The following is a 26321-nucleotide window of genomic DNA, read 5'->3' as shown; positions in this document are numbered from 1 at the left end:
TTCTCAGGCCCGCCCGCTTCCGGTTCAGCACGTTTACTATAATTTAACAACGCTGACAAAGCCTCCATAATGAACAAGATGACCAGATTACCAGCGTGACCTTTCACAATCAGGACGATGTAAGCCTTGATCCTCTAGCCCACCTGAGACAGCCTGTAAGTAGAAACAAACCAATACTTCTCAGGAGTTCCAGTGCCCCCAGCCAGCCTTGCTGCCGTCTGTGCTTGTTCTAGCAAACCACTTTCTAGGTCCCATGTCGGCCGCCTACTCCTCGCCCTCTTCTTCGTCGCAGCCCTCTCTGCATCAGGGCAGGTAAACACCGCAAACCTATCAGGCCTTATCACAGACCCGTCGGGATCTGCAGTATCAGGGGCCCACGTTCACGTAGAGAACGCCGAGAACGGCTATGCACGAGACATCGATACCGACAGCAGCGGTTCTTTTTCCCTGCAGAACCTTCCCATTGGGCATTACCGCTTCGCAGTGAACGCTCCAGGCTTCGACCAGGTGAATGAGGATGTTGAGCTGAGCGTTGGGGAAAAGGGGCGCCGCGATGTGACCCTGCCTGTAGGAACCGCGGAACAGACAGTAGAGGTTAAGAGCACAGACACCGCGCTCTCACCGGATGATGCCTCGATCGGTACGGTCGTGAGCGCACAAACGATTGAGCAAACGCCGCTCTATCTTCGCAATTGGGATGATTTGCTACGCACCGTCCCGGGGGTTCAGATTAGCCGCTACACGCAGCAGAGTGGCAACACGTCAGCTGGCCGGACCGGCGACTTTAACGTGAACGGTATACATTCCTTACAGAACAACTTTCTGCTCGACGGCATCGACAACAACACCTTCTCAGAAAATGTGCAGGAACTGAGTTCGGAAGCTTCGCATCCTTCTGTCGACGTCATCCAGGAATTCAATGTCATCACCAATCCATACTCGGCAGAATACGGCCGCAGCCCGGGTGCCGTTGTCTCAGTAAACACCAAGAGCGGTGCCAACAAGATGCATGGCCTCGCTTTCGAGTATCTGCGCAACAACTACTTCGACGCGAATGACTTCTTCTCCGATCGCCAGGGCCTACGCAAGCCTGAGAACAATCAGAACCAGTTCGGAGGCAGCCTGGGCGGCCCTATCAAGACCGACAAGCTCTTCTACTTCTTCAACTACGAAGGAACGCGCATCAAGCAGGGCGTATCTCGGATTTCAAGCGTGCCGCTCGACAACGAACGCCTCGGCGATTTCAGCGCTGCGACTGGCGAACGCGTTGGGGTTAAATACCCAACCATTACCGACCCTCTCACCGGACTGCCATTTGTGAACAACCAGGTCCCCAGCAATCGGATTGATACAGCCGTCGCCAAGCTGATTGCCTTGTTTCCGGAACCGAATGTCACTTCCGGCGGCGTGATCCCGGAGCTCAATAACTACCAGCGCAATGCTCTGCTGACCGACAACAACGACAGCTACGATGCTCGCATCGACTGGAATCCTACCTCGTCGAACATCGTCTTTGGCCGTTACAACTATTCCAACCGCACCCGCCAAATTCCCGGCTACTTCGGCGGCCTTGCCGATGGCACATCAACATCGGCGTGGGGCAACCAGCAACTGAAGTCCCATAGCTTTGTGCTGGGATGGACGCACATCTTTCGCCGGGACCTGGTGAACGACTTCCGCCTTGGCTTCGTGCGCAACTACAGCTACGCCGTACAGCAACCATTCAGTCTTGCAGAAACCGCGGGCGATTTTGTGCCAGGCATTCCCGCTAGCGCCGGCATTGGGGGCGGCGTGCCCCTGACCACATTTACCAACTACTCTTTCCTCGGCTCAGCCGACTACCTACCAAAGAAACAAATCCCGCAGCTGCTGCAATACAACGACACGGTATCAATCATATTTGGCAGAAACACACTCAAGGTGGGAGGCAGCGTCTACGCCCCTATGCGGAATATATTCCAGGACGAGCCAGGCACCCGCGGTGATCTAACGTTCACTGGCGTTTTTACTGGTTTTCCTTATGCGGATGGCCTGCTCGGACAGACGCAGAGTGATCAGCTGACAAATGTGCTGTTCGTAGACCAGCGTCTCTGGATGATTTCCGGCTTTGCACAAGATGATTGGAAGCTCACGCCAAAGCTTACGATGAACCTTGGACTGCGATATGACTTTGCGACGCCTGCACTCGAGGGTGCGAACAACGTGGCGAACTTCAATCCCGCGGGTGCGGGTTCACTCAACTTCGGCAGTTCCGGTTCATTGTCACAGCGAGCCCTAGTGCAAACCAACACTAAGGACTTCGGACCACGTATCGGCATCTCCTATTCCCCTGACCAGAAAACCGTTTTGCGTGCAGGCTATGGCCTCTACTACACGCTGTTCGAGCGCTATGGCAGCGAAGACCAGCTGGCACTGAACCCGCCATACCTGATTAACAAGACCCAGGCGAGCAACACCACTCCTGTGATCACACCTGAAATTGGCTTCCCGACGAACTTTCTGGATCCGAGCACGATTAACCTGAATCAGCTGAATGCATACCACATCCGGGCCATAAACCCGCACGATCCGACGCCAAGCGTCCAGCAATGGAGCTTTGGCGTACAACGGGCATTTGCAAGTAACTGGACAGGGGAAGTCGACTACGTCGGCACCAAGTCGACCCATCTCGACGTCTTGTCGAATTACAACCAGCCGTTGATTGAGCACAACCAGGTGGTTACGGCGATCGGCGCCAATGGCAAGCCTGCCGCAGTCACCCCGTACAACAACTTCGGGCTGATTGAATATACCAACGCCATCGGGTACGGAAATTACAACGGATTGCAAGCGAGCCTGAATCACCGCTTTAATAACGGACTCAGTTTTCGAGCGGCCTACACCTACTCACGCAGCCTGGATAACGCGCCGGAAGAACTAGAAACAAACTCCGGTGACGCGCCGAATGGCCGCGACTACTCGGCGTGGTACGGACTCAGCGACTTCGATATTCCGCATCGTGTGTCGGTCAACTACGTGTACGACTTGCCCTTCGGGCACGGCCAGAGAATGCTCAACAGCGGACCACTCTCCTGGATCTTCGGTGGCTTCCGCACCTCGGGAGTCTACACCTATTACAGCGGGCATCCGTTCACCGTAAATGCCGGTGGCACACTGACCGATTCCTTGGATCCCTACGGCTACGCGACAGCAGTTCCGTTCGTTATCGGTAAACCGCATCTGGTGAAAGATCCGACATGCTGGTTCTTCGTCGGGGCGAACAAGGCATGCCAAAAGCTATCTCCAAATCAGGCCGACGCGTATGCTCTGCCCGCACCTGGCCAGATAGGCGACAGCGGACGAAACACCCTGCGCGGACCTCGAACAAACGTCTTCGACGCCTCTCTGCTGCGGGAATTTCCATTGGGTGAAGTCGCAAATCTCGAGTTCCGCTGGGAGGTGTTCAATGTCACCAACACGCCAGAGTTCGGACAGCCGAGCGGCAACTTCAGCAGTTCTGCGGCAGGATCAATCACTACCCTTTCCGGGGATCCGAGGGTGATGCAATTCGCCCTGCGTCTATCGTTTTGAGGAGTTGAACAGGAAGAATTCCACTACCACTGGATCGCGAGACAAGGCTGTCACCACGCAGGCTTGTCTCCATCTTGGTCGAAAGTGCTGAGCGAATCATCTCTCCTGCACCGAAAAGGCCTGAATGCTTGGCTTTATCAGACTTCTGCGAATCCAGGAACTTTCCCGGCATCTGGTTCGAAGTCGTTGTAGGTAGCCAAAACCCCAACAATGATGTCACGAGCCGCAAGGGGTTCGCTACACCAAACGTCAGAAACTGTACGCCAAGGATCAACTGGCCTCGTGTGTACATGTATTTACGTGGAGTCATCCCGTCTTCGAGGAATCCGGGGAGAGAGCGCGTTTCTCCGCGCAGGTTGTGGCAGCACTCGCGCCTGGAGGCCTGTAGCTGAGCCTTATCGGGTCGACCGAAGGTCCGCCGCGGGAGGTCGCCCCCGCCGCGCCACTCGGCTCGGGCGATGATGCTGGCTATCGAACCTGCGTTTGAAATTGTCGAACTGCGTAGCGCCGAGTTCCAACAGTCCGGTGCCAAAGGGTGGTTCTGCCTGGCGGCCGCCGGCTTTAGGTTAGTGGCTTGTGCGTCCCAAATCTACCGCCCGCACATCGCTCAAAAGCCGTTTTGATGGCGAACGCAGGAAGTCGCTCGACCAACAAACGGTCAGCGACCCGGGGCGCCAAGCATGGCAAACCCCAGACGAAGAACAGCAAGCCACGTCCTGGGCTTTAAGGTATCGAGTCCTGCAGAAAGCCGGGCTAGACGCACTAGTTCCGCCGGGGGGATGTTGGGAACTTTCGCCATCATCTTCGCTGCCTGATCTCGGTTCTTTGGCGCTTTGGCTCGGTTTGCTTTCTGCAATAGCTTTGGCAGCTGTTTGAGTGTCGGGTCGGGGCAGTATGCGGGAGTGCCAGGTTGGTAGCGCCAGGACTCAGCGAGTGTGCCTGCATCATAGGGATCAAAGCCGATTTGATCCACTAAGTTGAGTACCACCTGCTTCGAGCGGACGTCGTCTCCTGATACCGGAAGCGCGATGCGGTCGTATGATCCCTTTAAACGCTTGTTGTTCGCGAGGCTATAGGCCGTGATGTTATTGAACGCTTTTATCACTGGATGCCGCAGGATGCGGCTGGTCCATTCACTCTCGACCATTCCGTCATCAATTTCTGTGATGCTTCCATCCCGCAGTGGGTAGTAGTTACCCGTGTCGATCACCGGCGAGCCTGCGGGCAGGCGAGCCAGCAGATTTCTGGGAAGAGAGGGCACATTCTTCATCGGGATGGTGACCACCATGCAATCCACTCCGTCCGCTGCTTCTTGAATATAGACAGCGGTGGCACCAGTCGCCCTGGCCAGATCGGAGAGCGTTTCTGGCCCTCTTGAGTTTGCGATAACGACGGTATGTCCCGCGCTGCGAAACTGCTTTGCCAGCACCGATCCAATGTGGCCGGCTCCGATGACCCCGATCTTCATGCCTTCTCCTGTCGGACTGCGGCCTACGTACAACGGTCGTTTTCCTCTACGCAAGAGAGATGCGGAAACGGTCGTTGTAGATTCAGAAAGCATCTTGTATTCTCTACTTGAGATGGGATCATCCACGGAGACTTTGGTCGAACGTACGCCTAAAGCAACCATGGTTGCAGAGAAAGACCGTGCGATTGTTCGGGCTGCGCACAAACATTTTCTCAGTCATGGGTTCGCTGGCGCTTCGATGGATGCTATCGCAACCTCGGCAGGAGTGTCCGTCAAGACGATCTACAGCCATTTCGAAGATAAGGAAGTTCTCTTCAGCCACGTGATGGTTTCAGCTTGCACTGATCACTTGCTCTCGGAAAAACTTCCATCCGACGAGGCACTTGCAGATCGGTTTCCATGGTTCGCCCAGGCGACGCAGAGCGGCTTGACGGAAGCCGGTCGAACATATCTCGGTCATCTGCTTTCAGCAGAACAGCTGGCCCTCTACCGTGTGGTGACGCAGGATAGCGCCCGCTTCCCTGAGCTGGGACGTCAGTATCAAAAGAACTTCGCGAAGGGTAGAACCGCTATCCTGGTTGCCTATCTCAAAGGTGTCGCCCAAAAACGGAAGTGGACGAGGCGAGATCCGATAAAGGATGCGGCACTTTATGAAGCCTTGCTGCGCACGGGGATCTTCGAAGAGGCACTTCACGGTCTGCTGACCGTAACGGAGGATGTGATCGACGACCGTGCACGTTCAGCTTCAAGGAAGATGTGGAAGTTTTTTTCTGTAGATTGCAAATAACGATCGATGGCGCATGCTTTTCGGGTGGCGATAGGTTTGCGCACGAGGGTTTATCGTACGATTTTGGACGTTTAGTGTGGAGACCCCTTTGGCAGACGCCGTGAATGTCGCCTTAGCTTACGTTGCTGTCTGGGTGCTCTGTTCGCTGCCATTTGAACGCGCAAAGTGGTTCTGGAAACGCGGACGCATATTTGACTGGGACACCTTCTGCTCTACTTGCGATTTGCGTCTACACAGCCATTCCGTTTTTCGGATTTACTGATGGTCATCCGGGCGCTCCCACTCTTCGAAAGCCACCGCTTCAAACTCAATCAGCTTTTCCCAATAGGGGCCACCCTAGAATTGGGACATGAAAGCACGTTAGTGAGAACACGAATCTTCGATCAGGCACTTACAAAGCGACAGTTCACCCTATGCGATGCGACAGGATCAACCTTGTAAGTCTCATTTCAACGTCACAAACTGCTAGCGTGCGGTGTGGTCCGAATTCTGAAGGGACCCCTAACAGTGAGCCGCGCAGTTAACGCAGCCGCTCCATATAGCTCGCGCAATCGGGAGAAAAGCGAAAGTTGAGACCGAGATAGAACTGCTGGGCGTCGTGGGTGATCAGCGAGATGCGCTTGAGGCAGATCAGGTCGGGGTGCTCGAGCACGCTGCGGATGAGCCACGAACCCAGGCCGCGACCTCGCCACGGCTCCGTGATGAAGACATCGCAGAGATAGGCGAAGGTGACGCGATCGGTGATCACGCGGGCAAATCCGATCTGCCGACCGCCCTCGACGAGCGAGAAGCAGAGCGAGTGTTCGAGCGCCCGGGCAAGCGACTCTGGCGTCAGCTCGGTCCACCAGCGGGCCTCGGCCAGAAAAGCATAAACCGCGCTGCGGTCGAGCAGGGCCGGATCGGTCGAAACCAGGAACTCATCCCGCTGACGAAGAAAGTAATTCACACCAGTCATCGCGCGGATCACTCCAAATCAATTCCCGTCGAGAGAGTACATTTGGCATGCCTCGAAGGGGCTGGGCTTTTCTAATCCGGGGTTGGACCCGGGAATACTGTGTGAAATATTACCAATTCGCAGACAAGACGCAATGAAGTTTTCCGTTTCGGTGAGGAATGGCTCAGGAAAGCCGATCAAGGGAGAGCAGTTGCCGCCGGACGCCGTATGTGTCGGCACCGGGAGAGCTGCCCTCGAACAGATGCGGGACGGCTTCTCGGGGGGCACCGTATTCCCGGGCAAGCCTCTCGACGGCGGCGTGATCGTGACGATGGCCGAGCACGGCAACCACTCCGCCGCCACCGCCACCCGTCATCTTGGCGCCGGGAAAACCCGCAGCCAGCGCGCGCGCAACCAGGTCATCGCAGGCAGGAGAAGCTAGCCCGCACTCGGAATAGGCGTAATGCGACTGGCAGAGGATTTCGCCAGCGAGACGTACGGTGCTTTCAGAGCGACTCCAATTTCCATCTTGGAAGATCGCATAGAGCGTTTGGACGCGGAAGTTCTCGTCGACCGCATATTGTGCCGCACCGCGGATGGGGTATTCCAATTCAGGATGGATCGCCGTAAAGGGATCGGCATGTTCGCCGATAAGGGCGAGCGCGTCGCCGCCACACAGCACTTCGGGTAGGCGGCGTTCATATCGAGCACGGAATTCGGAGGGCGCCAGGCTGGAGAGATAGCCCGACCAGCGGGCATCTGTCCATCGCGGAATCGCAGAGCTGGCATCAGGAATAACGGCAAAGCCTTCCCATCTGCAGATCAGCTTATAGGCGATAAAGGCGGCTGCGCGTGCGACTTCGTAGGCGGTTCCGGTGGTTGCACGAGGCGCCATCGAGTCGATCCCCCACAGCGCGATCTCCGGTGGCAGTGCGAGCGGCGGCCTGGGATCACAGGGCTGGCAAAGCAGGGGAAGCAGGTGATTGCTGCGCCCCAGCACGATGGCAGCCTGGTCCATGATGCCGCAGGCTGCGCCGGCGATCACATTTTCCACCCATTGCGCCGCCGTGGCGAGCGCGATCCCATGGAGCGAAATCCCGTAGGCGCCCGAGGCTGCTTTGAGTGTCGCGACCGCCAGCGCCGCCGAGGAGCTAACCCCCCGGTTCGGCGGCAGATCGGAGGCGAAGAAGAGGTCCATGCCTGAAATGCAAGCGCCGTGAAAGCGGCCGAGGTAATGCAGCGCTCCCAGCGCGAAAGCCGCCCAGCGTGAGCTTTCCTGCCGTGTACAGAGCACCCGGATCTGCTCTGCGTCGACAGTCTCGGTTTGCAAGCACTCAAAGCTCGAATCCCATCCGTAGCTTGTCGCCCCTGGATTGAACAGGCGCACGCGGCCGTCACTGCGGGTCTGAGCGGCAACCCAGACGGCCTCGCGGAGCAGCGATTGCAGCACCAGGCCGCCGGTGTAATCGACATTGCCACCCATGACGTCAAGCCGGCCCGGGGCGCGAGCCACGAAGACCGGCCCGGCAGACTCGAAAAAGCTCTTCACGGCAAGCAGCGCGCCCGGCGGTTCTTCCCAACTTCCCATCTTCCTGACAGGCTAGCGAAACGGGGACAACGCTGTGTTAACGAAGACTTAATCGGCGACCAGCACCTCGGTGACCCGCCGCAGCCGGGCCAGATCGTCCGGAGTGATGCCGTTGTCGGTGAGGATCAGGTCGCACTCTTCGATGCCGCAGAGCCGGTAAGTCGCCTCGGTCCCGATTTTGCTGCTGTCGACCACCAGCACCTTGCGCTTGCCCGCCTGCAGCATCTCGATCTGCGCGTCGGGATCGTGCACCATGACGCCGCGCGTGTAGGAGATCGCGGCAGCGCCAAAGATGACGGTGTCCGCGAAGATCGACAGCAGGCTCTTCGCGACAGCATGGCCGATCAGGTCATGGCTGCTGGCGCGATAGACGCCGCCGGTGAGCTCCACCCGAATGCCTTCGGCTGAGGTCAGCTCTTCGAGCACCGCCAGCGAGAAAGTGAAGACGACGACATTCCTGCGGCTGCGGAGCTGGCGCGCCACGTAGAGCGTGGTTGTACCCGAGTCAAGAACCACGGATTCTCCGTCGCGGATGAGCGCCGACGCGGCGGCGCCGATGCTGCGCTTGGCCGGAGACATCTTCTGCAGTCGCTCAAAGAAGCTACGCTCGGCACCGCGCCAGTGTTCGATCCGCGCGCCGCCCGGGATTCGGATCACCTGCCCTGTCTCAACCAGCTTTTGAATGTCGCGCCGGATGGTCATCTGCGAAACATGGAACGCCTCGGCAATCTCGCCGATAGAGGCAGAGGTGTTCATTCTTAACATTTGAACGATGGATTCGAGCCTGTTTCGTTCCGCGATCTCAGTCAATCCTGCTCTCCGCGCGAAGTAGTTCCTTCCTGCCTCAATCCCCGCATTTTATAGCAGAACGGCGGAACTGCAGAGAACTTCGTGCGAATGCCACCGGAAGCAAACAATGCGGTAAGCGTAAAGCGGGAATGTCATTTTTTTCATGAAATGCCTATTTTTTGTCCACTATTAACATCGGTTTGTTACGGTCTCCTCATCGCAGCTCAACGGAACTCTTCTTCTCCGATCTCACAGCCGGTTGTGCCGTCTTCTTCAACGATTTTTTGAACGCAGAGGCTTCTATGAAATACGTCTTCCTGAACTCACGACGTTCCGGTGCGCCGCTCCGAAGGTGGCAACGAATCTGTCTTGCGCTGGTGGCAATGCTCGCATTCTCCAGCGGCGATCTCCGCGCTCAGACCTTCTACGGAGCGATCACCGGCGTAGTCAAGGACCCGAGCGGAGCCGTGATCCCCGACGTGGCCGTGACCGTGCGCGAGAGCGCTTCCGCCACCGAGTACAAGACCCTGACCAACAAGAGCGGTAGTTACCGCGTCTCTTTCCTGAAGCCGGGCAGCTACCTTGCGCGTTTTGAAAAAGACGGCTTTACCCTCTTCCAGACTGGCGAGCTGCATCTGGTGCTCAACCAGGAGCTGGTGGTGGACGGCACCCTTCAGATCGGAATGAGCACGCAGGTGGTCACGGTGTCAGAAGGCACAGCGCTCAACACCACCAATCCGCAGGTGGGCGGCGAGCTGAATACGGCCGAGCTGGTGAACCTGCCGGAAGTGACCGGCACCCACGGCGCCAACGAATTCCTGATCACCAAAACCTTTGCCGGCGCGGCTAGCACCAGCCAGGATTACTCCAATGTGAACAATCTCTCACTCGGCGGCGGGAGGCCGGTGACCAATCCGCTGATCATCGATGGACTGCCTAGCAATATGGGCGTCGACGGCACCTATGGATTTATCCCGACGCCGGACTCGACCGAGGAGCTGCAGGTGCTCACCTCGCCATTCTCCGCCCAATACGGACAATCCGGTGGAGGCGCGGTGCTTACCGCGACCAGATCGGGGACAGCAAACTTTCACGGCAGCGCCTTTGAGACCTACAGCACCCAGGCCTTCAATGCGTTAGGCTACTTCACCGCCAAGGGCGCTTCGGTGCCTGGCTCGGTCTTCAATTACTTCGGCGGATCGCTGGGCGGCCCGGTGCTCGTCCCCAAGCTCTTCGACGGCCGCAAGCGCCGACTCTACTTTTTCATGGACTGGGAAGACACCCTCAGCCACGCAGCCGCTTCTTTGATCACCGACGTGCCCACCATGGCCGAACGCCAGGGAGACTTTTCAGGAATTTCTCCGCAGGGAACTCCGACCCCGGCTATTTATGACCCGGCCACGAGCAGGATCGTCAACGGCAAGCTGGTGCGCACTCCATTTGCGGGAAATGTCATCCCGCAGTCGCGCCTTGACCCGGTCGGCGTGAACATCCTGTCGTTCTTCCCACAGCCTAACTGCGCGCTGGGCCAGTTCAACTATTGCGCTTATCCGCGATCGTTGAGCAGCTATCTCTACAACGCCGATCGCGTGGACTATAACCCCTCCGACTACGACCACGTCTGGGTGAAGTTTTCCCGCGACGGGCCGACCAATCAGCCGGTCCAGTATCTCGAGAACGCCGCCAACACCTCCGCGCTCAACGGCTGGGTTGACGATCACTACGGCATCTCATGGAGCCACATCTTCTCACCAAAGCTATCGAACGAGGCGCGCTTCGGCTACGTGTCAGAGGAGAACTTCGCATCGCCGCTGCCGGCCGACGCCAACGCACTCGGGCTGAAGGGCGTGCCCTTAACCCAGTTCCCGTCGGTGACGACGAATCAGTATGCCAGCTTCGGCGCGGGCTCGTTCGCGAGAACCCGCGACGGTCATTACATCTGGAATGACGCGGTCACCATTCAGCTTGGCCGCCACAGCCTGTCGGTCGGCGGCGAGGCCATGCGCTACGCCTACAGCTACTACACTCCGGGCGTGCTCTCGGGGAAATATAACTTCACTGGCACCTTCACGAATCTGACAGGAAGCTCGGGGGATTGGCCTGGCCGATCTCGAGCTGGGGTTGCCGGCAACCACCAGCATCAGCACCACCAACACGATCTTCCACGAGAACCTGAACTACTTCGCCGGATATATCCAGGACGACTTCCGTCTTTCAAGCAAGCTCACGCTGAACTTTGGTCTGCGCTGGGAGTTCGACGGACCGTTCTCCGAGATTCACAACAACATGTATACCTTCGACCCGAGCGTGACCGACGCAGCCACCGGCAAGCAGGGCGGCATTCTCTTCGCCGGCTATCACGGCGCGGCGCACAGCCTTATCCCCAACGTCTACACCGGAGTGCTGCCACGTGTCGGCTTTGCCTACCACGCGCTTCCGAAGACCGTGGTGCGCGGCGGCTACGGCATTTACCAGCTGCCGAGCATCGGCTTCGGCACTGCGGGGCTGACCTCGGCATCGACGGTGGACGCGACCTTCCAAAGCGTTGACGGAGTCACGCCCGCTTACCAGCTCTCACAGGGTGTGCCGCCCTACTCCCCGAATGCAGACGTCAATGGTCTGCCGCTGATCCCGACCAGCGTGACCAAGCCCAGCTCAAATGTCACGCAAGTGCCCCGCACCGCGGTGTTGCCATATCTGCAGGAGTGGCAGTTCGGCATCGAGCAGGACCTCGGCCACAACTGGGTTGCAGAGATCGACTATGAAGGCAACCACGGAGTGCATCAGCCGATCGAGTTGCCGATCAACCAGATTGCTCCAACGGCCGGTTGCTGCTTCGGCGTGAAAAACGCGCAGAGCCTTCGGCCCTATCCGCAGTTCCTCACCATCACTTCGCTGGTCAATGGCGGAGCCTCAGCCTATGCGGCGATGCTCGCCGAGCTGCGCCATAGCTGGAGCAATGGTCTCTCCCTGCGCGCCGCCTACACCTGGGCGCATGGTCTGGATGACGTGGACGCGCCTGCCCGCGCCGATGCCGCGCCAGTGCAGAACGTCTACAACCTGCATGCGCAGTGGGGCACGTCAATGATCAACATCCCGCAGCGTTTTGTGCTATCAGGCGTCTACTCGCTGCCGGTGGGGGCAGGCGGAAGGTGGCTTGCGGATACTCCGGTCGTCTCGCAGGTAATCGGGCATTGGCGGGTCAGCGCCGTCGCCCAATTTCAGAAGGGTTACCCTTACTTCATCTCGCAAGGAGATACCCTTGGTATCTTCTCCGGCGGCCAGTATGTGAACAGGGTCGGCAGCCCGGATATCTCCCGAGGCTCTCGCACCGTTGCCCGCTGGTTTAACCCCGCCGCCTTCGCGGCCACCCCGCAGGACACGCTCGGCAACTCGCCGCGGGCTGCGCTCTACGGTCCCGGCCAGAATGTGTGGGACATTGCCGTGATGCGGGATATCCCCATCTGGGAGCGGCTCACCTTCACGCTACGGGCCGATGCGCACAACGCCTTCAACCACCCGCAATTCTCGGGCTTGAACACCACCATAACCAATGCCGCTTTCGGCAGCGTGACCGGCGCCCAGGATCCGCGCCAGCTGCTGATCATCGGCCGACTCACTTTTTGAAACTCCGGAATACTTAGAGGGAAAAACTGATGCGCCAAACTCTGCTGTCTCTTCTTCTCGCATCCTCCATGGCGACCGGCGTTGCTCTCGCACAGACAGCGCCGGCGACCGACACGGCCAAGAAAATCGTGGTGATCGCCCACCGCGGGGAACATCTTCACCATCCTGAAAACACTCTGCCTGCCTTTCAGGCTGCGATCGATGCTGGCGCCGACTACTTTGAACTAGACGTGCGCACCACCTCGGATGGCAAGTTCGTGATCATGCACGACAACACGCTCGACCGCACCACAAACGGCACAGGCGAAGTTCACAAGCACACCTTCGACGAGATCCGCGCTCTTGATGCCGGAGCGAAGTTCTCCCCGGCCTTTGCCGGAACGAAGGTGCCAACGCTCGATGAGGCTTTTGATCTCGCCCAGGGAAAGATCAACGTCTACGTGGATACGAAATACGCGGATCCGCAGCAGCTCATCGATACCGTCGTTAAGCACGATATGCAGGATCACGTCGTCATCTATGGCAATCCTTTCTTTCTGTATGAGGTGCACAAGATCCGCCCCACGCTGAAAGTGATGCCCGAAGCCATCAGCCCGGATCTCTGCAAGTTCCTGGTGCGGGCCATGCAGCCGAAGGTGATCGCCTTTGACGCCAACGACTTCAAGGATGAAGTGATCGGCTGCGCCAAGCAGGCGAACGCCGAGATCTATGTTGACCGGCTGGGCGACGCCGACAATCCCGAGACCTGGCAGAAGGCAATCGACTCCGGCGCCAATGGCATCCAGACCAACAAACCCGCGGAGCTCGCCGATTATCTGCGAGCGCATCATCTCGCGGCGCACTGAAGCGTTCTACGTGGGAGGCCGGTCTGAACCGGGCGGGATCCCGGTTCCGGCTTGGCCTTGTTGTCTCCCCAAGCCTGCCCGTGCTATTCCTTGAAGTCATGCAGATCTGCTCGTTCCTCCCTTCGGCCACTGAGATTCTCTACGCGCTCGACCTCGGCGACTCAGTCCCCGGCGTCACGTTCGAGTGCGACTATCCTCCCCAGGCGGCAAGCAAGCCGATCGGTGGCGACCCATAGCTAAGCTCGATCTTTCAGATCTGCGTACGAACGATCAGCCACAGATTCAACATACAAGCGTACTTTAATTTCCCTTTCTTGAAGTGTCCCTTGTAATAGGCCAGCCTCTCTTGCCCGAAAGGTCATTCGCCGTTCCGGTTTTGGCTCCCCAACCTGTCGAGTTCGCAAGCGCGGTCCCCCAAAAAGCTGCGCTTGAAGACCTTTCCGTTTGCTACACCCGCCTTCGCCAGTGGGCGTTCGGCATTCACATGCCGCGTTTCAACGCGCAAGTGCAAGAGCCAAAACCCTCAAAACAGAGACACCATGAGCACCCAATCCAACGTTACTTCCCTTCCCTCTACCCCAAGCCGCAGACCGCGAAGAAGTCATTGCCGCCAACGACTTTGCGGGAGTTGCTCTGTCCGTGCAGGGCTGAGGCAAGGATTTAATCTGCTTCACAGGGAAACCATGAAGACGTTCTTGAAATTAACCGTTCTTGTTCTGCCAGGCCTAGGAGAGTTGTTGCACCACACGCCACACGTCGCACGCTACATCTCGCACGAAATCTTCTGAATATCCTCTCGATCATCGGAATACGACCACGTCTGGATGGCCGGCATCGGTTTACTTGATCCACCGGTGTATATTGCTTTGAACATCCACACTCCTTTGGGTGGCAATGACACGATCCTATTCGCTATCCCTTCCGTCGTAGATGCTCCGATGTCATCCAACTTATATTTACTAGCCGAAAGGGAATAAAGTGAGGAGCCGCCAACGCCCGATACAAGTCCACTGCCAAGCCAGAGCGCCCCGGTCAGCTGAGCGCCGAGACCTGCCATGGTCGTTCCTCTCTGCACAGAAAAGCTATCAAAATGGTGTCTTAATAAATCCTGCTGCAAGGCAGTTAAATCAGATGCAATGACCACAAGCACACCTTGCTCATCCCGAACTGTATAACCAGTCCCCGTAAGTGACTTTACTAGCGAGTCTCCCGCGGTTTCGGCTCGGATTTCGAACGTATGAACTGACTCACACAGAGTTTGCTGGTGCTCGCCCACAGCTATGCCTATCGGTCTATGAGTCTGGAGTGCCGTCGCGATGATCGCATCAATTGGCCTGGCATCCGAGCGTACGAAAGTTACAAGGCTTGTAGATGGTGCTTGCTCCTGAGCATAGCAACTCAAGCACATGAATAGAATTACCTGAGTGATCTTGAGATACACCTGCTTTTGCATATTAGCCTGCTACTTCCCATTTACAGTCATGCCGCTGCATCGCAAGCCGTCGTTGTGTCTGGCAACGTATCTACGGGCTGTTGTGCCGCCTGTGTTTGGCCGGATGATGCAGGGCAAAAGTACTGCAGACCCAATAGTCATCGCCAAATTGTCCGTTCGGGCCGGTATCCGCGTGTCCTGTCTGTATACTGACACCATTCCCAAAGAATGCTACCTATCGGCAAGTATCCCACCCAGTAATCCGCGGACCGATATAGAAGACCTCCAGCAGCGGGAGGCTCGCTGGGTGCTGCCCGACATGGCAGGAAAGGGCGGGCGGACCCGAACCGTGACGATCCCAGCCGGGGTGAAGAGCCGCATCGCCGCCTGGGTTCTCGCAGCCGGCATCGTCGAAGGCCGGCTATTCCGGCCGGTCACCAAGGCCGGGGTGCTGGCCGGCGAGGAGATCCGGGACGAGAAGGCGGTCTGGCGCCTGGTCATGCGCTATGCCAGGGCAAGCGGTCTGGGCAAGCTCGCGCCCCACGACCCTCGCCGGACGTGCGCGAAATTACGCAGAAAGGCCGGGAGCTGGAGCAGATCCAGCTGCTACTTGGCCACGCCTCGATCCAGGCATAGATGTTCTGTTGCTTTGGTCGAGTGAATATAGCTCCCCGTTCTGGCTTACCTTCAAGCAGGCGCAGGCATTGAAAGGCATCGTCCACGCTTGACGTTCCATTCGAGTCTCATCATTAATAATCGTATTGAGTGTCTACCATGTTGAGGATAAACCCCTCCATCACCGAACTTGCAGGATACTTGCTGACGCCGTTGCGAGAAGATGCGACCCTGACGCTTTATCGTGGTCGCCGACATGACAATTCGTCGCCGGTTCTGGTGGTTGCGCTCGTTGCGGAACAGCCCTCGACTGCAGCGATCCGCCGATTGGAAAACGAATACTCACTTTCATCGAAACTGGATGTCGCATGGTCGGCACGGCCTCTTGAATTCATTCGTCGAGAGGGGCGGCCAGCCTTGGTCTTGGTAGACCCTGGAGGCGAGCCCCTGGATTTGATTTTGGAAAGGGGACAGGGCGAAGAACTCAATCTTAGCCAGTCACTGCGCATCGCGGTCGGCTTAGCCAGAGCCGTGAGCCAAGTTCATCGGCATGGCCTCATACACAAAGACATTACCCCTAAGAGTATCCTCGTCAACGACGCCGGAAATGTGTGGCTCACCGGATTCGGAATTGCTTCGCAACTTCCGCGCGAACGGCAACCTCCCTCACCACCGGAGATGATCGCCGGCACGCTAGCCTACATGGCTCCCGAACAGACCGGACGCATGAATCGTTCCATCGATGCGCGCAGCGATCTTTACTCTCTGGGTGTCACCCTCTACCGGATGTTTACCGGACGTCTGCCCTTCGCTGCCACTGACACCATGGAATGGGTGCACTGCCACATCGCTCGCGAGCCCGCTCCACCAAACAGCATTTGCGATCTTCCAAGGCCGCTCTCAGACATTGTCATGCGCCTTCTGGCTAAGACTGCAGAGGAGCGCTATCAAACGGCAGCCGGCCTGGAGGCGGATCTTTTGCATTGCCTCACCGAGTGGACGATGCATGGCCGCATTAATTCATTTCCGTTGAGGACACGTGACATCGCGGACCGGCTGCTGATTCCGGAAAAGCTGTACGGGCGAGAGAGCGAGGTAAGCACTCTCCTGGAAGCTTTAGGCCGCGTCTCCACGTCCGGTGCGCCGGAACTCGTTCTCGTCTCCGGGCATGCAGGTGTCGGCAAATCCGCAGTGGTAAATGAGTTGCAAAACATCCTCGTTACGGCGCGAGCACTTTTTGCTGCAGGAAAATTCGAACAGTATAAGCGTGACATACCCTATGCAACGGTGGTCCAGGCCTTCCATGCGCTGATTCGTCAAAGCCTCGTCAAGGGGAAAGAGGAGGTGGACCGTCTGCGAAGCGTCCTGTTAGAGGCGCTGGGGACCAACGGTCAACTCATCATTGACCTCATCTCCGCTAGAAATCGACGATGTCAGCAGGCTTGTCTCCGATACGCTGCATTGCACGTCAGACCACGCTTATCCTTTGGCGCAGCTGATACAGGAAAAGACGAGCGGCAATCCGTTTTTTGCTATTCAATTCTTCATCTCATTGTCCAATGAAGGGTTGATCGCACTGGATCAAGTGACGCAGACCTGGCAATGGAACATAGAGCGTATTCGAGCCAAAGATTGTAGCGACAACGTGGTCGACCTTATGGCCGGGAAGATATTGCGGCTCTCGGCCCGCACCCAGGATGTTCTGAAGGAATTTGCATGCCTGGGCAGTGTCGTCAACCTTCCGATCCTGGCATTGGCGCGCGGCGAAACTGAAGAGGAGATTGATACCGCCCTCAATGAAGCTGTTCGCGCCGGGCTCGTTTTTCACGAAGAACGCAGCTTCAGGTTTCTGCATGACCGCATTCAACAGACGGCTTACAGTCTGGTTCCCGAAGAGCAACGTGCACAAGTTCACCTTCGCATTGGCCGTGCTCTGTTGTCGGGATTAAAAGAGGACCAACTCGCCGAGCACCTGTTCGATGTCGCCAACCAACTCAATCGCGCCGCCACAGGACTGATGGAACTCGACGAGAGGACACGAGTGGCATCGATCAACCTGCGTGTGGGGCGGAAGGCCAGCGCAGCAGCCGCCTATGCGTCAGCGCGCACGTATTTCTCGGCTGGCATGACGATGCTTCAAGAGCAGGATTGGGCAACTCACTACGCATTGATGTTCGACCTGCGGCTCGAATGCGCGCGGGCCGAATTCTTGAGCGGTAACGTCGAGCAATGTGAGCAACTCATTGAGGAGTTGTTGCCGCGCGCAACATCAAAGGTCGACCAGGCGGCTGTCTACTGTCTTAGTATCGAGTCCTGCACCCAGAAGTCGGAAAACGATCAGGCTGTTGCTAGCGCCAGAGCATGCCTGCGCCTGTTCGATATCGACCTGCCGGTGGATCCAGGCTGGGAGACCGTCCAGGCTGAGTACGATTCAATTTCGCAAAGCCTCGCGGGACGTCCTCCCGAGAGTTTAGTTGATCAACCGCTGATGATCGATCACGAGATAGAGGCTGCAATACAGGTGTTGTCGACAGTTGTTCCTGCAGCCTTTATTACCGATTCTCGGTTGTGGTGCATTCTGGTGAGCCGCATGGTGAGAATCGGCATCCAGCATGGGACGTGCGGCGCTGCCGCACATGCCTACGGCGATTGGGGATGTGTGCTCGGGCATGTCTTACAGCGTTATAGCGAAGCCGATAGCTTCGGCAAACTTGCCTGTGAACTTATCGAGAAATACGGATTTGTCGCGCATCGGGCACACGTTTATTATGCGACGGCGAATATCGCCATCTTTGCGCATCCTGTCACAACTGCAATAGATCGCTTCCGAATGACGGTGCGGGCGGGAATCGAGGCGGGCGATCTGGCCTTCGCCAGCTATGGCAAGCACCAAATCGTAACGGCTCTTCTCTTGCAAAATAATCCTCTCGACGAGGTTTGGCAAGAGTCGGAAGCTGCGGTGCAATTTGTCCGAGAAGCCAAGTACAACAATATCTTAGACATCATATGGAGCCAACAACACTTCATCGCTACTATGCAGGGCGAGACTACGAGCTTCTCCTCATACAACCAGGTACGCCTCGATGAGGCAGAGTTCAAGTCGCAGTTAAGCGACACTCAGATGCCCTTGATGATTTGCTGGTATTGGATTCTGGAGCTGAAATCGCGGTTTCTGTTAGGTGACTATGCTGAGGCTCTCGACGCAGCCGAGAAGGCACAACCCCTCCTCTCAGCCTCGGCCGCTCACATTCAGTTGCTCGACTATTTTTTCTACTATGCTCTTACGGTAGCTGCCGGCTATGAAAATGCGCCTGCCGATCGTCAGGAGCCTTGGCGCCAACTCCTATCGATGCACTTGGAACAACTGCGCCTGTGGGCTGAAATTAATCCATCGACATTTGCCGATAAGCACGCGCTTGTATCGGCGGAGATCGCTCGTCTCGAAGGGCGAGATGCTGATGCAATGCGTTTGTATGAACGGGCTATTCATCTGGCGCGTGAACACTCCTTCGTGCAAAACGAAGGTTTGGCTCATGAAGTGGCGGCCCGCTATTACTCGACGCTCAGCATCGACAGAGTCGCCCGTGCATACCGGCTCAACGCGCGGAATGGTTACGAACGCTGGGGTGCCTTCGCAAAGGTAAAAAAACTCGATGAACTCTATCCCGACCTGAGTGAGGAGCAACGTGTTCCGCTGTCTTCTCTCTCTACTATTGGCGCGCCGGTAGGCCAGTTGGATTTAGAGACTGTAATAAAGGCATCGCAGGCGCTCTCGGGTGAAATAATGCTTCCCCGACTAGTTGAGAGGCTCATGCAATGCACCGTTGAGCTCGCGGGAGCTGAGAAAGGGCTGCTTGTTCTCGTCCGCAGAGGCGAGTCACAAATCGAGGCGGAAGCTGCCACTGTTGAGGACGGTGTTCAGGTTACCTTTCGGCAAACAGCCATCACTCCACATGATCTCCCGGAATCCATGCTTCAGTACGTGGTCCGGACAAGGGAATGTGTCGTAATAGATGATGCCTCGATCCGGAATTTGTACTCTGAGGACGAGTACATGAAGAAGCCCCTCAGGTCCATTCTCTGCATTCCGATTATCAAACAATCGAAATTCACAGGCGCCCTCTATTTGGAGAACAACCTGACTCCGGGTGCTTTCACCGCTGCGCGGGTCGCCGTACTGGAATTACTTGCTTCGCAAGCTGCAATCTCACTGGATAATGCCATCCTCTATTCAGATCTGCAACGCAGCGAAGCAATTCTGGCTCAAGCCCAAAGTATCAGCCACACAGGAAGTTTTTGCTGGTGTTCCGACAGCGGAGGAGCTGTCTTTTCAGAAGAAACTTATAACATCTTCGAACTCGACCGAACCGTCAAACCATCATTCGAAGTGGTATCGAAGCGAATTTTTCCCGACGATATAGATTTTGTTCGGAATGTTGTTCAACAAGCGACCCGCGAAAAGGTCAGCTATGAGATTGAACATCGCCTTGACCTGCCCCCAAAAAACTGTACCAGTGGTAGCTGGAGTTCTCTCGTAATGTAGACGGGAGGATTTTGTATGAAGAAGAGCCGTTACACGGAAGAGCAGATCATCGGGATCTTGAAGCAGCATGAGGCAGGAGTGAAGACGGCGGAGTTGTGCCGGGAGCACGGGATCAGCGCGGCGACGTTCTATGGCTGGAAGTCGAAGTACGGCGGCATGGACGTGAGCGAAGCGCAACGTCTGAAGGCTCTTGAAGACGAGAACCGCCGTCTGAAGCTGCTGGTGGCGGAGTTGAGTCTTCACGGCGAGGCGCTGAAGGGCGTGATCCGAAAAAACGGCTGGAGCTTGCCGGCCTGAGAGAAGCGGTGGCGTACGCTCAGGCCGAGCATGGCTTGAGCGAGCGCACGGCCTGCAAGCTGCTAGGCATGAAGAGGTCAAGCTACCGGTACGAGCCGCGGCCGGACCGCAACGCGGCGTTGCGCGAGGCGTTGGTGAAGCTGGCCCGGCAGAAGCCGCGCTATGGCTACCGGCGGCTGCACGCGGTGTTGAGCCGGTGCGGCCACGAGGTGAACGTGAAGCGGGTCTATCGACTGTATGTGGAAGAGCGACTGATGGTGCGGCGCAAGAGGCGCAAGCGTCTGGTGCGCGATCGCGCGGCCGAGCCGCGGCTGACGGGAGCGAACCAGGAGTGGGCGATGGACTTCATCGTCGATGGGTTGACGACGGGGCGGATGGTGCGCATCCTGAGCGTGGTCGACGTGTACACGCGCGAGTGCCTGGCGCTGGAGGCCGACACCAGCCTCGGCTCAGGGCGCGTGACGCGGGTGCTGGAGCGGCTGATCGAAGAGCGTGGCCGGCCAGAAAATGTGCGCTCGGACAACGTACTAACACAGGAAGGAAAAGCTGGAGAGAAGAGAAGGTCCCTTAGCATCCCGTATGGGATGTGCTTGACGACGACTGTACCTCCAAGTGGCTTCCACGAGCAAGGGCTGAGCGTTCGACCATAGCGACACGAGATCTGCCGAAGAGCGCAGTCTCCACTGTACTCAAAATGAAGTCTCAACCAAGTGAAAGGCCGAATCATTATCTACGAGGTCCTTACGGCCTCGACGGCCCAGGTGAAGCGGCTCTTCCACTTGGTGCCGCTGCCTCATAGAAGCAGCGGAAGTCGGTACCGGTCTTGATGATCCCATGAGCCACGCGAGCCATCTTGGCGGCGACGGCGACATACGCCATACGCTTGCGGTCGGCACTGGCAGGATCACGCCGGAGATATCGTTCGAACTTGTCTCGGAAGCTGTTCTCTCGCAGCCTCACAGCCACAGTGGCGGCCATCCAGAAGGCGCAGCGAAGCCGTGCGTTGCCGTATTTCGACAGCTTGGTCGCTCCTCGAAACTGGCCCGACTGCTGAGTCGAGAGATCGAGGCCACAGAACTTGAGGAACTGACGATGGTGATTGAAGCGGCGCAGGTCGCCGGCTTCGGCCAGGATCGTGAGCGCCAGGATAGGGCCGATGCCTGGCATCTGCTGGAGACGCCTGAAGTCGACGTTTTCCTTCAGGTGAAGCGCAGCTCGTTGTTCCAGTTGATCGCGGAGCTGGCAGAGTCGGATCATCTCGCCGAGTACGACGCGGAACATCGCAACGGCCTCTGAGTCCTCAGCAACGGGGATCCCGATGGAGGACTGGGCCGTGCGGTAAATATCCTCTAGCAGCCGCTGTTTACTTACCTTGCGTCCGACGACCGTCCACGCTTGCTGAACGAAGTCTTCCATCGAGAGGCGTGCAATCAGGGCAGGCGTGGGGAAGACCTGAAGGAACGCGAGAAGCCACTCAGAACGCGTGGCATGATAATACCGCTCTATCTCCGGAAAGTAGAGCGGCAGGTAATGGGTCAAGAGCCGATGCTGGGTCCGGGTCTTCTCAAGAGAGATCTGCGCATAGGTGAGCGACAGCTCCTGAAAGTCATGGATCTGGTTCACGAGCGGGTCATGGTAGTGCTGAGTCACGCCGGTCTTGAGCAGATGGAGCAGGACCTGGGCGTCCTTCGGATCGTTCTTGTCCCAGGAGTTATGCATGGCTTCGCGGGTTCGCGCCACAGCGAGGGACGCGATCAGCTCCAGATGGAAACCCTCGGCCTGCAGAAAGTGCGCCAGCGGCCTATGGTAGTTCCCAGTGGCCTCGAAGACGATGCGCACCGGGTGCTTCAAGCCATGAAGAAAGTCGGCAAACAGTCGGAACTCGACTGCGGTGTTGGGCAGGATCAGGCGCTTGCGGCTCTTCCATCCCGGAGCTTCGATCAGGACATCGTGACGGAGCTTGGCAATATCGATCGCTACCAGAACGGTGGACGGTTGAGTAGGCTGGACAAGGGACATGGTTGGTTCTCTCCTAAAAGTGAAAGTAGGCATACGTTCAGCTTAGGAGACCTACGGCCAGCCATGGCCCAGGAAGTCGGATCTCGGTCGCTACGCTCCCCAAACCTGACTTCCTGCCTTCCTCAACCTCTTCCTTCCAAGTGCTTCGTGTGGTGCTACGGGAATGGGGTCCCAAGCATTCCTAGCCCTTCTTCATATGCATTGCCGTTCTGGCTGATGATTGCAGTGATTCTTTCTGGATGCTTCAAAGCAAGACGAAAACCGGGCTGGTGCATATCCAGAGGCCGCCCGATCAAAGCGGCCACATCGAGAGCTTCCACGGACGGTTGCGCGACGAGTGCCTCAACGCAAGCTGGTTCCGGACCTTGAACGATGTGCGCAACACTCTGGCGAGTTGGCGCCAGGAGTATAACTGGGAACGTCCGCACAGTTCGCTGGGCTACCAAACGCCGGAGCAGTTCCGGCAGAGAGCAGGCTATGCAAATGTGGAAGGCCAACCACGCCTCCCACATTTACACAGCCACCACGGCGGCTACGGAGTTTTTCCAAAGCCAAACCTAAACCGAGAGAATCTCCAGTTATGACTGGTTGAGAAAAACGGGGCAGGTCAGCCTGACGATGCCAAACGGATCGATCAAGCATGTCCATGCGGTGGGGCGGGCATTTATCACCTCATCTGGCAGCCTCGAATACGTGGGCGCAATTACGGACATTACCGCAGTAAAGCAGGCGGAAGAGGCCCTGCGGCGGACAGAGAATTATCTGGCGGAAGCGCAGAGGCTCGCGCATATGGGGAGTTGGGTGTGGCGCCCAATTCAAGGGGACGCATGCGCTTCGCATTTGTCCAACGAATGGTACCGCATATATGGCATAGACAGGAAAGAGGGCATTCCAACGTGGCAACGACATCTTGAGAGCATTCATCCGGAGGATCGAACTGAATGGCTGGAGGCAGTAAATCAAGCCATCAATAAAAAGTCGCATTACGAATACGAGTACAGGATCGTTCTTCCAGACGGAGTCGTGAAATATATCCACAGCGTTGGAGATCCCGTTTTAGACGCCTCCGGAAATCTGATCGAATTTGTGGGAAGTTCGACGGATATCACCCAACGAAAGCAGGCGAACGAAGAACTGAGAAAAGCTTTCGATCAGATCAAGAAACTTAAGGACCAACTCTATCAAGAGAACATCGCACTGAGAGAAGAAGTTGATAAGGCATCGATGTTCGAAGAAATTGTCGGAACATCGCCATTGTTGCAGAAGGTACTCTCTCGTATTTCCAAGGTCGCTCCCACCGACTCGAGCGTATTGATTACCGGGGAAACCGGGACGGGGAAAGAACTCGTAGCCCGCGCCATTCACAGGCGATCCAACCGCGCATCCCGCGCGTTCGTCAGCGTAAACTGTGCAGCGATTCCACGGGACCTAATCCTGTCGGAGTTATTCGGCCACGAGAAAGGCGCTTTCACGGGTGCAACGCAACGCCGCCTGGGACGTTTTGAACTCGCCGACGGGGGAACGATCTTTCTCGATGAAGTAGGTGAGCTGCCGCTCGACACCCAGATTGCTCTCCTGAGAGTTCTCCAGGAGCGCGAGTTCGAACGCGTAGGTGGGACAGGTTCTATACGAACTGATGTTCGGGTAATTGCTGCAACCAACCGCGATTTCGAGTCAGCGATTGCTTCGGGCTCATTCCGTAGTGATTTGTTCTACCGACTCAATGTCTTTCCTCTCGAGATTCCATCACTTCGAGAGCGCAGCGAGGATATTCCATTGCTGGTGGAGTATTTTCTTGATCGCTACGCGAGAAAAGCCGGAAAGAATTTTAAGGCTGTAAGCAAGAAGAGCCTTGAGTTGCTTCAATCCTACTCCTGGCCCGGAAACATTCGTGAATTACAAAATGTCATCGAACGTTCCGTCATCGTATGTGATTTTGAAACTTTCTCCGTGGACGAGAGTTGGATATCACAAAGACCAATTGCCAATGCTTCAAGCCGGGAACCGTACTCGTTGAAGAGTCTTTCTTCTAATGAGAGAGAGGTCATTGAGGCTGCGTTGAGCGAATGCCGGGGGCGGGTATACGGACCATTAGGGGCGGCGGATAAACTCGGCATCCCGCGATCAACTCTTGAGTCCAAGATCAAGAGCATGAAGATCAATAAAAATCGATTCAAAGTGTAAGATCAGGCGGTCCTGAAGCGAAACCCTCGCGCTCGACGATGCAGATGTATCTGTGGCCCCCCTCAATGCGGTCGCAAAAATGAATTCCGAAGCGCATTTCTCAGAAACAGGTTGTCCAATTTTCGCCAATTGACTACCTACGTCAATCTGAACAGCCGGCCTAATTGGTTCACTTTCAACAACTTGCTCTATGGCCTGCCAACTGCATAGATATGGGCATGAAGCATTCCTCCGATGCGACCTCGGGCAAGTTGATCCGTGGTTACTCTCTGCAACTGTGTGTCTGCGCAAAAGCAGCCGCTGATATCCACGTGTCTGCAGGGACTGCCATTTCGGGCGCCCGTTCAGAAATCACCCCCCGCGTAATTGTGTCTGGGAGTTTGTTTTAAGCTGCTAAGCCCTTTGGAGAAAGCAATTGCTGAAGATCAATAAAGTATCGAATGGTCGAATCGTATTCTCGCTCAGCGGGAGGGTGGGCGAAGAACATGTTGGTGAATTAAAAGCACTGATTGATTCGGAGACCGAGGGTACACGCATCATTCTGGATTTAACCGACCTGACCTTGGCAGGCCACGAGGTCATCAGCCTACTCGAACGCTACGAATCATCCGGTATTGAACTGCGGAACTGTCCACCTTACATCCGTGAGTGGATCAACAGGCATAGAGTTGGAGGATAATTTGAGTTATGGCTTACATAGTTGATCGCTGACGCGACGCCGGGAGAATAGCCGACTATGTGATAGGCGGACAAACACAACCATATAACACCCTTTCGTAGCGAGGACCTCGATATGGCTGAACCCCTACTGTCACAGATCATTAGGAATCAAACTGAAGCTTCTATGATAGGTGCAATATGCGCCGGGAATACGAGCCTCTTTCACGATCTAATTCGGCCCTATGAAGTGTCCGCATACAAAGTGGCTTTCTGCCTGTTACGGAACGAGGCAGATGCAGAAGATGTGGTTCAAGAGGCTTTCTTGAAATCCTTTCAAAATCTGACAAAGTTCCGCATTGAATCCGGATTCGGCACATGGCTGATCGGTATTGTCCTGAACGAAGCGAGAGAGCGATCGCGGAAGAAGAAGCGGACGCCTATGAACTCGATCAACGAGGAGATCAAAGCAAGTACGTCCATAGCCACGCCTGTGGATCAAAGAGGTCTACCTTCACAACACTTTGAGCAAAAGGAGACAGCAGCCTTGTTATCGCAGGCGGTTTTCAGTCTCCCCGAAAGTTACAGAGAGATGTTTATGTTGCGAATGGTTGAGGGGTGGTCAGTGAAAGACTCTGCGCAAATCCTGAGTATTGATCTTTCGACCGCGAAGGCGAGATTGCACACGGCTCGACGAATGCTGCAGGGCAAATCGTCTACCGGCTCTGCTCGAATTAGTGCTGTGCGGCGAAACAGCAACACCGAGCCCTCCCTGACCGCTGGGTCCAAGTAATGGATGAGCAGGTGTTGTCTTATAGGAGTCCAGATGCGTTCTCCTGAAAGGAATGAGTCATGAATGTCTGTACCAAATGATCTTTATCAGCATGTGACCCGTTCAAGTCCAAACTCGTGGCCTCTGAACGCAAAAACATCGGGTCGCTGAAGAGCTCCTCACAACCAGGATAA

General features: G+C 56.5%; 21 protein-coding genes and 1 pseudogene. 16 read left to right on the top strand and 6 right to left on the bottom strand.

The annotated features are described in order from the left end of the window. Window positions 1-192 precede the first annotated feature (192 nt). Complete coding sequence (locus tag ACPOL_RS21915) at window positions 193-3570, top strand: TonB-dependent receptor (protein ID WP_114208940.1); 3378 nt, start codon at window positions 193-195, stop codon at window positions 3568-3570. A 658-nt stretch (window positions 3571-4228) separates the two neighbouring features. Here the strand turns inward: ACPOL_RS21915 and ACPOL_RS21910 are convergent. After that, window positions 4229-5038 carry an NADPH-dependent F420 reductase gene (locus ACPOL_RS21910; protein WP_114208939.1) on the bottom strand — a complete coding sequence of 270 codons (810 nt, stop codon included), beginning with the start codon at window positions 5036-5038 and terminating at the stop codon, window positions 4229-4231. 133 nt (window positions 5039-5171) lie between these two features. Between ACPOL_RS21910 and ACPOL_RS21905 the strand changes: the two genes are divergently transcribed. Continuing rightward, a complete protein-coding gene (locus ACPOL_RS21905; RefSeq protein WP_275066493.1) occupies window positions 5172-5825 on the top strand; it encodes a TetR/AcrR family transcriptional regulator in 654 nt (217 codons plus the stop codon). Window positions 5826-6345: 520 nt separating this feature from the next. On the opposite strand, the gene ACPOL_RS21900 is transcribed toward ACPOL_RS21905, so the two are convergent. The 3 genes from ACPOL_RS21900 to ACPOL_RS21890 all read right to left on the bottom strand — a co-directional run bounded on the left by ACPOL_RS21900 (window position 6346) and on the right by ACPOL_RS21890 (window position 9157). Further along, window positions 6346-6792 (bottom strand): GNAT family N-acetyltransferase, encoded by a 447-nt coding sequence (locus ACPOL_RS21900; protein WP_236656947.1) that lies wholly within the window; start codon window positions 6790-6792, stop codon window positions 6346-6348. A gap of 151 nt (window positions 6793-6943) precedes the next feature. Beyond that, window positions 6944-8347 carry a GHMP family kinase ATP-binding protein gene (locus tag ACPOL_RS21895; RefSeq protein ID WP_114208937.1) on the bottom strand — a complete coding sequence of 468 codons (1404 nt, stop codon included), beginning with the start codon at window positions 8345-8347 and terminating at the stop codon, window positions 6944-6946. A gap of 48 nt (window positions 8348-8395) precedes the next feature. Beyond that, window positions 8396-9157 carry a DeoR/GlpR family DNA-binding transcription regulator gene (locus ACPOL_RS21890; RefSeq protein ID WP_114208936.1) on the bottom strand — a complete coding sequence of 254 codons (762 nt, stop codon included), beginning with the start codon at window positions 9155-9157 and terminating at the stop codon, window positions 8396-8398. A 281-nt stretch (window positions 9158-9438) separates the two neighbouring features. Here ACPOL_RS21890 and ACPOL_RS36855 point away from each other — a divergent pair. From ACPOL_RS36855 to ACPOL_RS33705, 4 genes and pseudogenes are all read left to right on the top strand, one after another. Next, window positions 9439-11169 (top strand): annotated as a pseudogene (locus tag ACPOL_RS36855) (carboxypeptidase-like regulatory domain-containing protein); the annotation flags it as partial. Window positions 11170-11257: 88 nt separating this feature from the next. Next, a complete protein-coding gene (locus ACPOL_RS35005) occupies window positions 11258-12763 on the top strand; it encodes a TonB-dependent receptor domain-containing protein (protein ID WP_236656946.1) in 1506 nt (501 codons plus the stop codon). Window positions 12764-12792: 29 nt separating this feature from the next. Further along, window positions 12793-13608, top strand: coding sequence for a glycerophosphodiester phosphodiesterase (locus ACPOL_RS21880; protein WP_114208935.1), 816 nt, complete (start codon window positions 12793-12795; stop codon window positions 13606-13608). A gap of 98 nt (window positions 13609-13706) precedes the next feature. Further along, on the top strand, window positions 13707-13844 hold the full coding sequence (locus ACPOL_RS33705; protein WP_161557507.1) for a hypothetical protein: 138 nt from the start codon (window positions 13707-13709) through the stop codon (window positions 13842-13844). Window positions 13845-14371: 527 nt separating this feature from the next. Here the strand turns inward: ACPOL_RS33705 and ACPOL_RS21875 are convergent. Continuing rightward, window positions 14372-15061, bottom strand: a complete 690-nt coding sequence (locus ACPOL_RS21875; protein ID WP_114208934.1) for a hypothetical protein — start codon at window positions 15059-15061, stop codon at window positions 14372-14374. A 172-nt stretch (window positions 15062-15233) separates the two neighbouring features. On the opposite strand from ACPOL_RS21875, the gene ACPOL_RS35000 reads away from it, so the two are divergent. From ACPOL_RS35000 to ACPOL_RS21850, 6 genes are all read left to right on the top strand, one after another. Next, window positions 15234-15701, top strand: coding sequence for a site-specific integrase (locus tag ACPOL_RS35000; RefSeq protein WP_236656945.1), 468 nt, complete (start codon window positions 15234-15236; stop codon window positions 15699-15701). Continuing rightward, window positions 15685-15768 carry an ArdC-like ssDNA-binding domain-containing protein gene (locus ACPOL_RS36490; protein WP_414633388.1) on the top strand — a complete coding sequence of 28 codons (84 nt, stop codon included), beginning with the start codon at window positions 15685-15687 and terminating at the stop codon, window positions 15766-15768. Before ACPOL_RS35000 ends, ACPOL_RS36490 begins: the two co-directional genes overlap by 17 nt. Before the next feature lie 46 nt (window positions 15769-15814). Next, window positions 15815-17218: a serine/threonine-protein kinase gene (locus ACPOL_RS21865; protein WP_114208933.1), complete on the top strand. Its 1404-nt coding sequence runs from the start codon at window positions 15815-15817 to the stop codon at window positions 17216-17218. A 4-nt stretch (window positions 17219-17222) separates the two neighbouring features. Beyond that, window positions 17223-20198 (top strand): GAF domain-containing protein, encoded by a 2976-nt coding sequence (locus ACPOL_RS21860; protein WP_114208932.1) that lies wholly within the window; start codon window positions 17223-17225, stop codon window positions 20196-20198. A 15-nt stretch (window positions 20199-20213) separates the two neighbouring features. Continuing rightward, entirely contained in the window at window positions 20214-20495 is a 282-nt protein-coding gene (locus ACPOL_RS21855) for a transposase (protein ID WP_114205957.1), read from the top strand. A 68-nt stretch (window positions 20496-20563) separates the two neighbouring features. Further along, window positions 20564-21145: a DDE-type integrase/transposase/recombinase gene (locus tag ACPOL_RS21850; RefSeq protein ID WP_150132899.1), complete on the top strand. Its 582-nt coding sequence runs from the start codon at window positions 20564-20566 to the stop codon at window positions 21143-21145. A 91-nt stretch (window positions 21146-21236) separates the two neighbouring features. Here ACPOL_RS21850 and ACPOL_RS21845 read toward each other — a convergent pair whose 3' ends face one another. Further along, window positions 21237-22514: an IS110 family RNA-guided transposase gene (locus ACPOL_RS21845; RefSeq protein ID WP_114205959.1), complete on the bottom strand. Its 1278-nt coding sequence runs from the start codon at window positions 22512-22514 to the stop codon at window positions 21237-21239. 239 nt (window positions 22515-22753) lie between these two features. Here ACPOL_RS21845 and ACPOL_RS21840 point away from each other — a divergent pair, with 239 nt between their 5' ends. The 4 genes from ACPOL_RS21840 (at window position 22754) to ACPOL_RS36485 (ending at window position 26148) form a co-directional block, all read left to right on the top strand. Further along, window positions 22754-23098, top strand: a complete 345-nt coding sequence (locus ACPOL_RS21840; RefSeq protein WP_114208931.1) for an integrase core domain-containing protein — start codon at window positions 22754-22756, stop codon at window positions 23096-23098. A gap of 34 nt (window positions 23099-23132) precedes the next feature. Then, window positions 23133-24698, top strand: a complete 1566-nt coding sequence (locus tag ACPOL_RS21835; protein ID WP_114208930.1) for a sigma-54 interaction domain-containing protein — start codon at window positions 23133-23135, stop codon at window positions 24696-24698. A 415-nt stretch (window positions 24699-25113) separates the two neighbouring features. Further along, window positions 25114-25377 (top strand): STAS domain-containing protein, encoded by a 264-nt coding sequence (locus ACPOL_RS21830; RefSeq protein WP_114208929.1) that lies wholly within the window; start codon window positions 25114-25116, stop codon window positions 25375-25377. Window positions 25378-25491: 114 nt separating this feature from the next. Further along, window positions 25492-26148, top strand: a complete 657-nt coding sequence (locus ACPOL_RS36485) for a sigma-70 family RNA polymerase sigma factor (protein ID WP_114208928.1) — start codon at window positions 25492-25494, stop codon at window positions 26146-26148. The last annotated feature ends 173 nt before the right edge of the window (window positions 26149-26321 follow it).

Origin of the sequence: Acidisarcina polymorpha (assembly GCF_003330725.1) — a bacterium.
GTDB lineage: Bacteria > Acidobacteriota > Terriglobia > Terriglobales > Acidobacteriaceae > Acidisarcina > Acidisarcina polymorpha.
The sequence above is the reverse complement of the archived record's forward strand: the minus strand, read 5'-3'. Positions and strand labels throughout refer to the sequence as shown.

What these genes read in the sequence shown, in the direction of transcription:
- ACPOL_RS21875 (WP_114208934.1), bottom strand. Translation starts at nt 15,061, where the DNA reads ATGCAAAAGCAGGTGTATCTCAAGATCACTCAGGTAATTCTATTCATG.
- ACPOL_RS21880 (WP_114208935.1), top strand. Translation starts at nt 12,793, where the DNA reads ATGCGCCAAACTCTGCTGTCTCTTCTTCTCGCATCCTCCATGGCGACC.
- ACPOL_RS21845 (WP_114205959.1), bottom strand. Translation starts at nt 22,514, where the DNA reads ATGTCCCTTGTCCAGCCTACTCAACCGTCCACCGTTCTGGTAGCGATC.
- ACPOL_RS21850 (WP_150132899.1), top strand. Translation starts at nt 20,564, where the DNA reads ATGAAGAGGTCAAGCTACCGGTACGAGCCGCGGCCGGACCGCAACGCG.
- ACPOL_RS33705 (WP_161557507.1), top strand. Translation starts at nt 13,707, where the DNA reads ATGCAGATCTGCTCGTTCCTCCCTTCGGCCACTGAGATTCTCTACGCG.
- ACPOL_RS21895 (WP_114208937.1), bottom strand. Translation starts at nt 8,347, where the DNA reads ATGGGAAGTTGGGAAGAACCGCCGGGCGCGCTGCTTGCCGTGAAGAGC.
- ACPOL_RS21855 (WP_114205957.1), top strand. Translation starts at nt 20,214, where the DNA reads ATGAAGAAGAGCCGTTACACGGAAGAGCAGATCATCGGGATCTTGAAG.
- ACPOL_RS21840 (WP_114208931.1), top strand. Translation starts at nt 22,754, where the DNA reads ATGCTTCAAAGCAAGACGAAAACCGGGCTGGTGCATATCCAGAGGCCG.
- ACPOL_RS21865 (WP_114208933.1), top strand. Translation starts at nt 15,815, where the DNA reads ATGTTGAGGATAAACCCCTCCATCACCGAACTTGCAGGATACTTGCTG.
- ACPOL_RS21910 (WP_114208939.1), bottom strand. Translation starts at nt 5,038, where the DNA reads ATGAAGATCGGGGTCATCGGAGCCGGCCACATTGGATCGGTGCTGGCA.
- ACPOL_RS21835 (WP_114208930.1), top strand. Translation starts at nt 23,133, where the DNA reads ATGCCAAACGGATCGATCAAGCATGTCCATGCGGTGGGGCGGGCATTT.
- ACPOL_RS36485 (WP_114208928.1), top strand. Translation starts at nt 25,492, where the DNA reads ATGGCTGAACCCCTACTGTCACAGATCATTAGGAATCAAACTGAAGCT.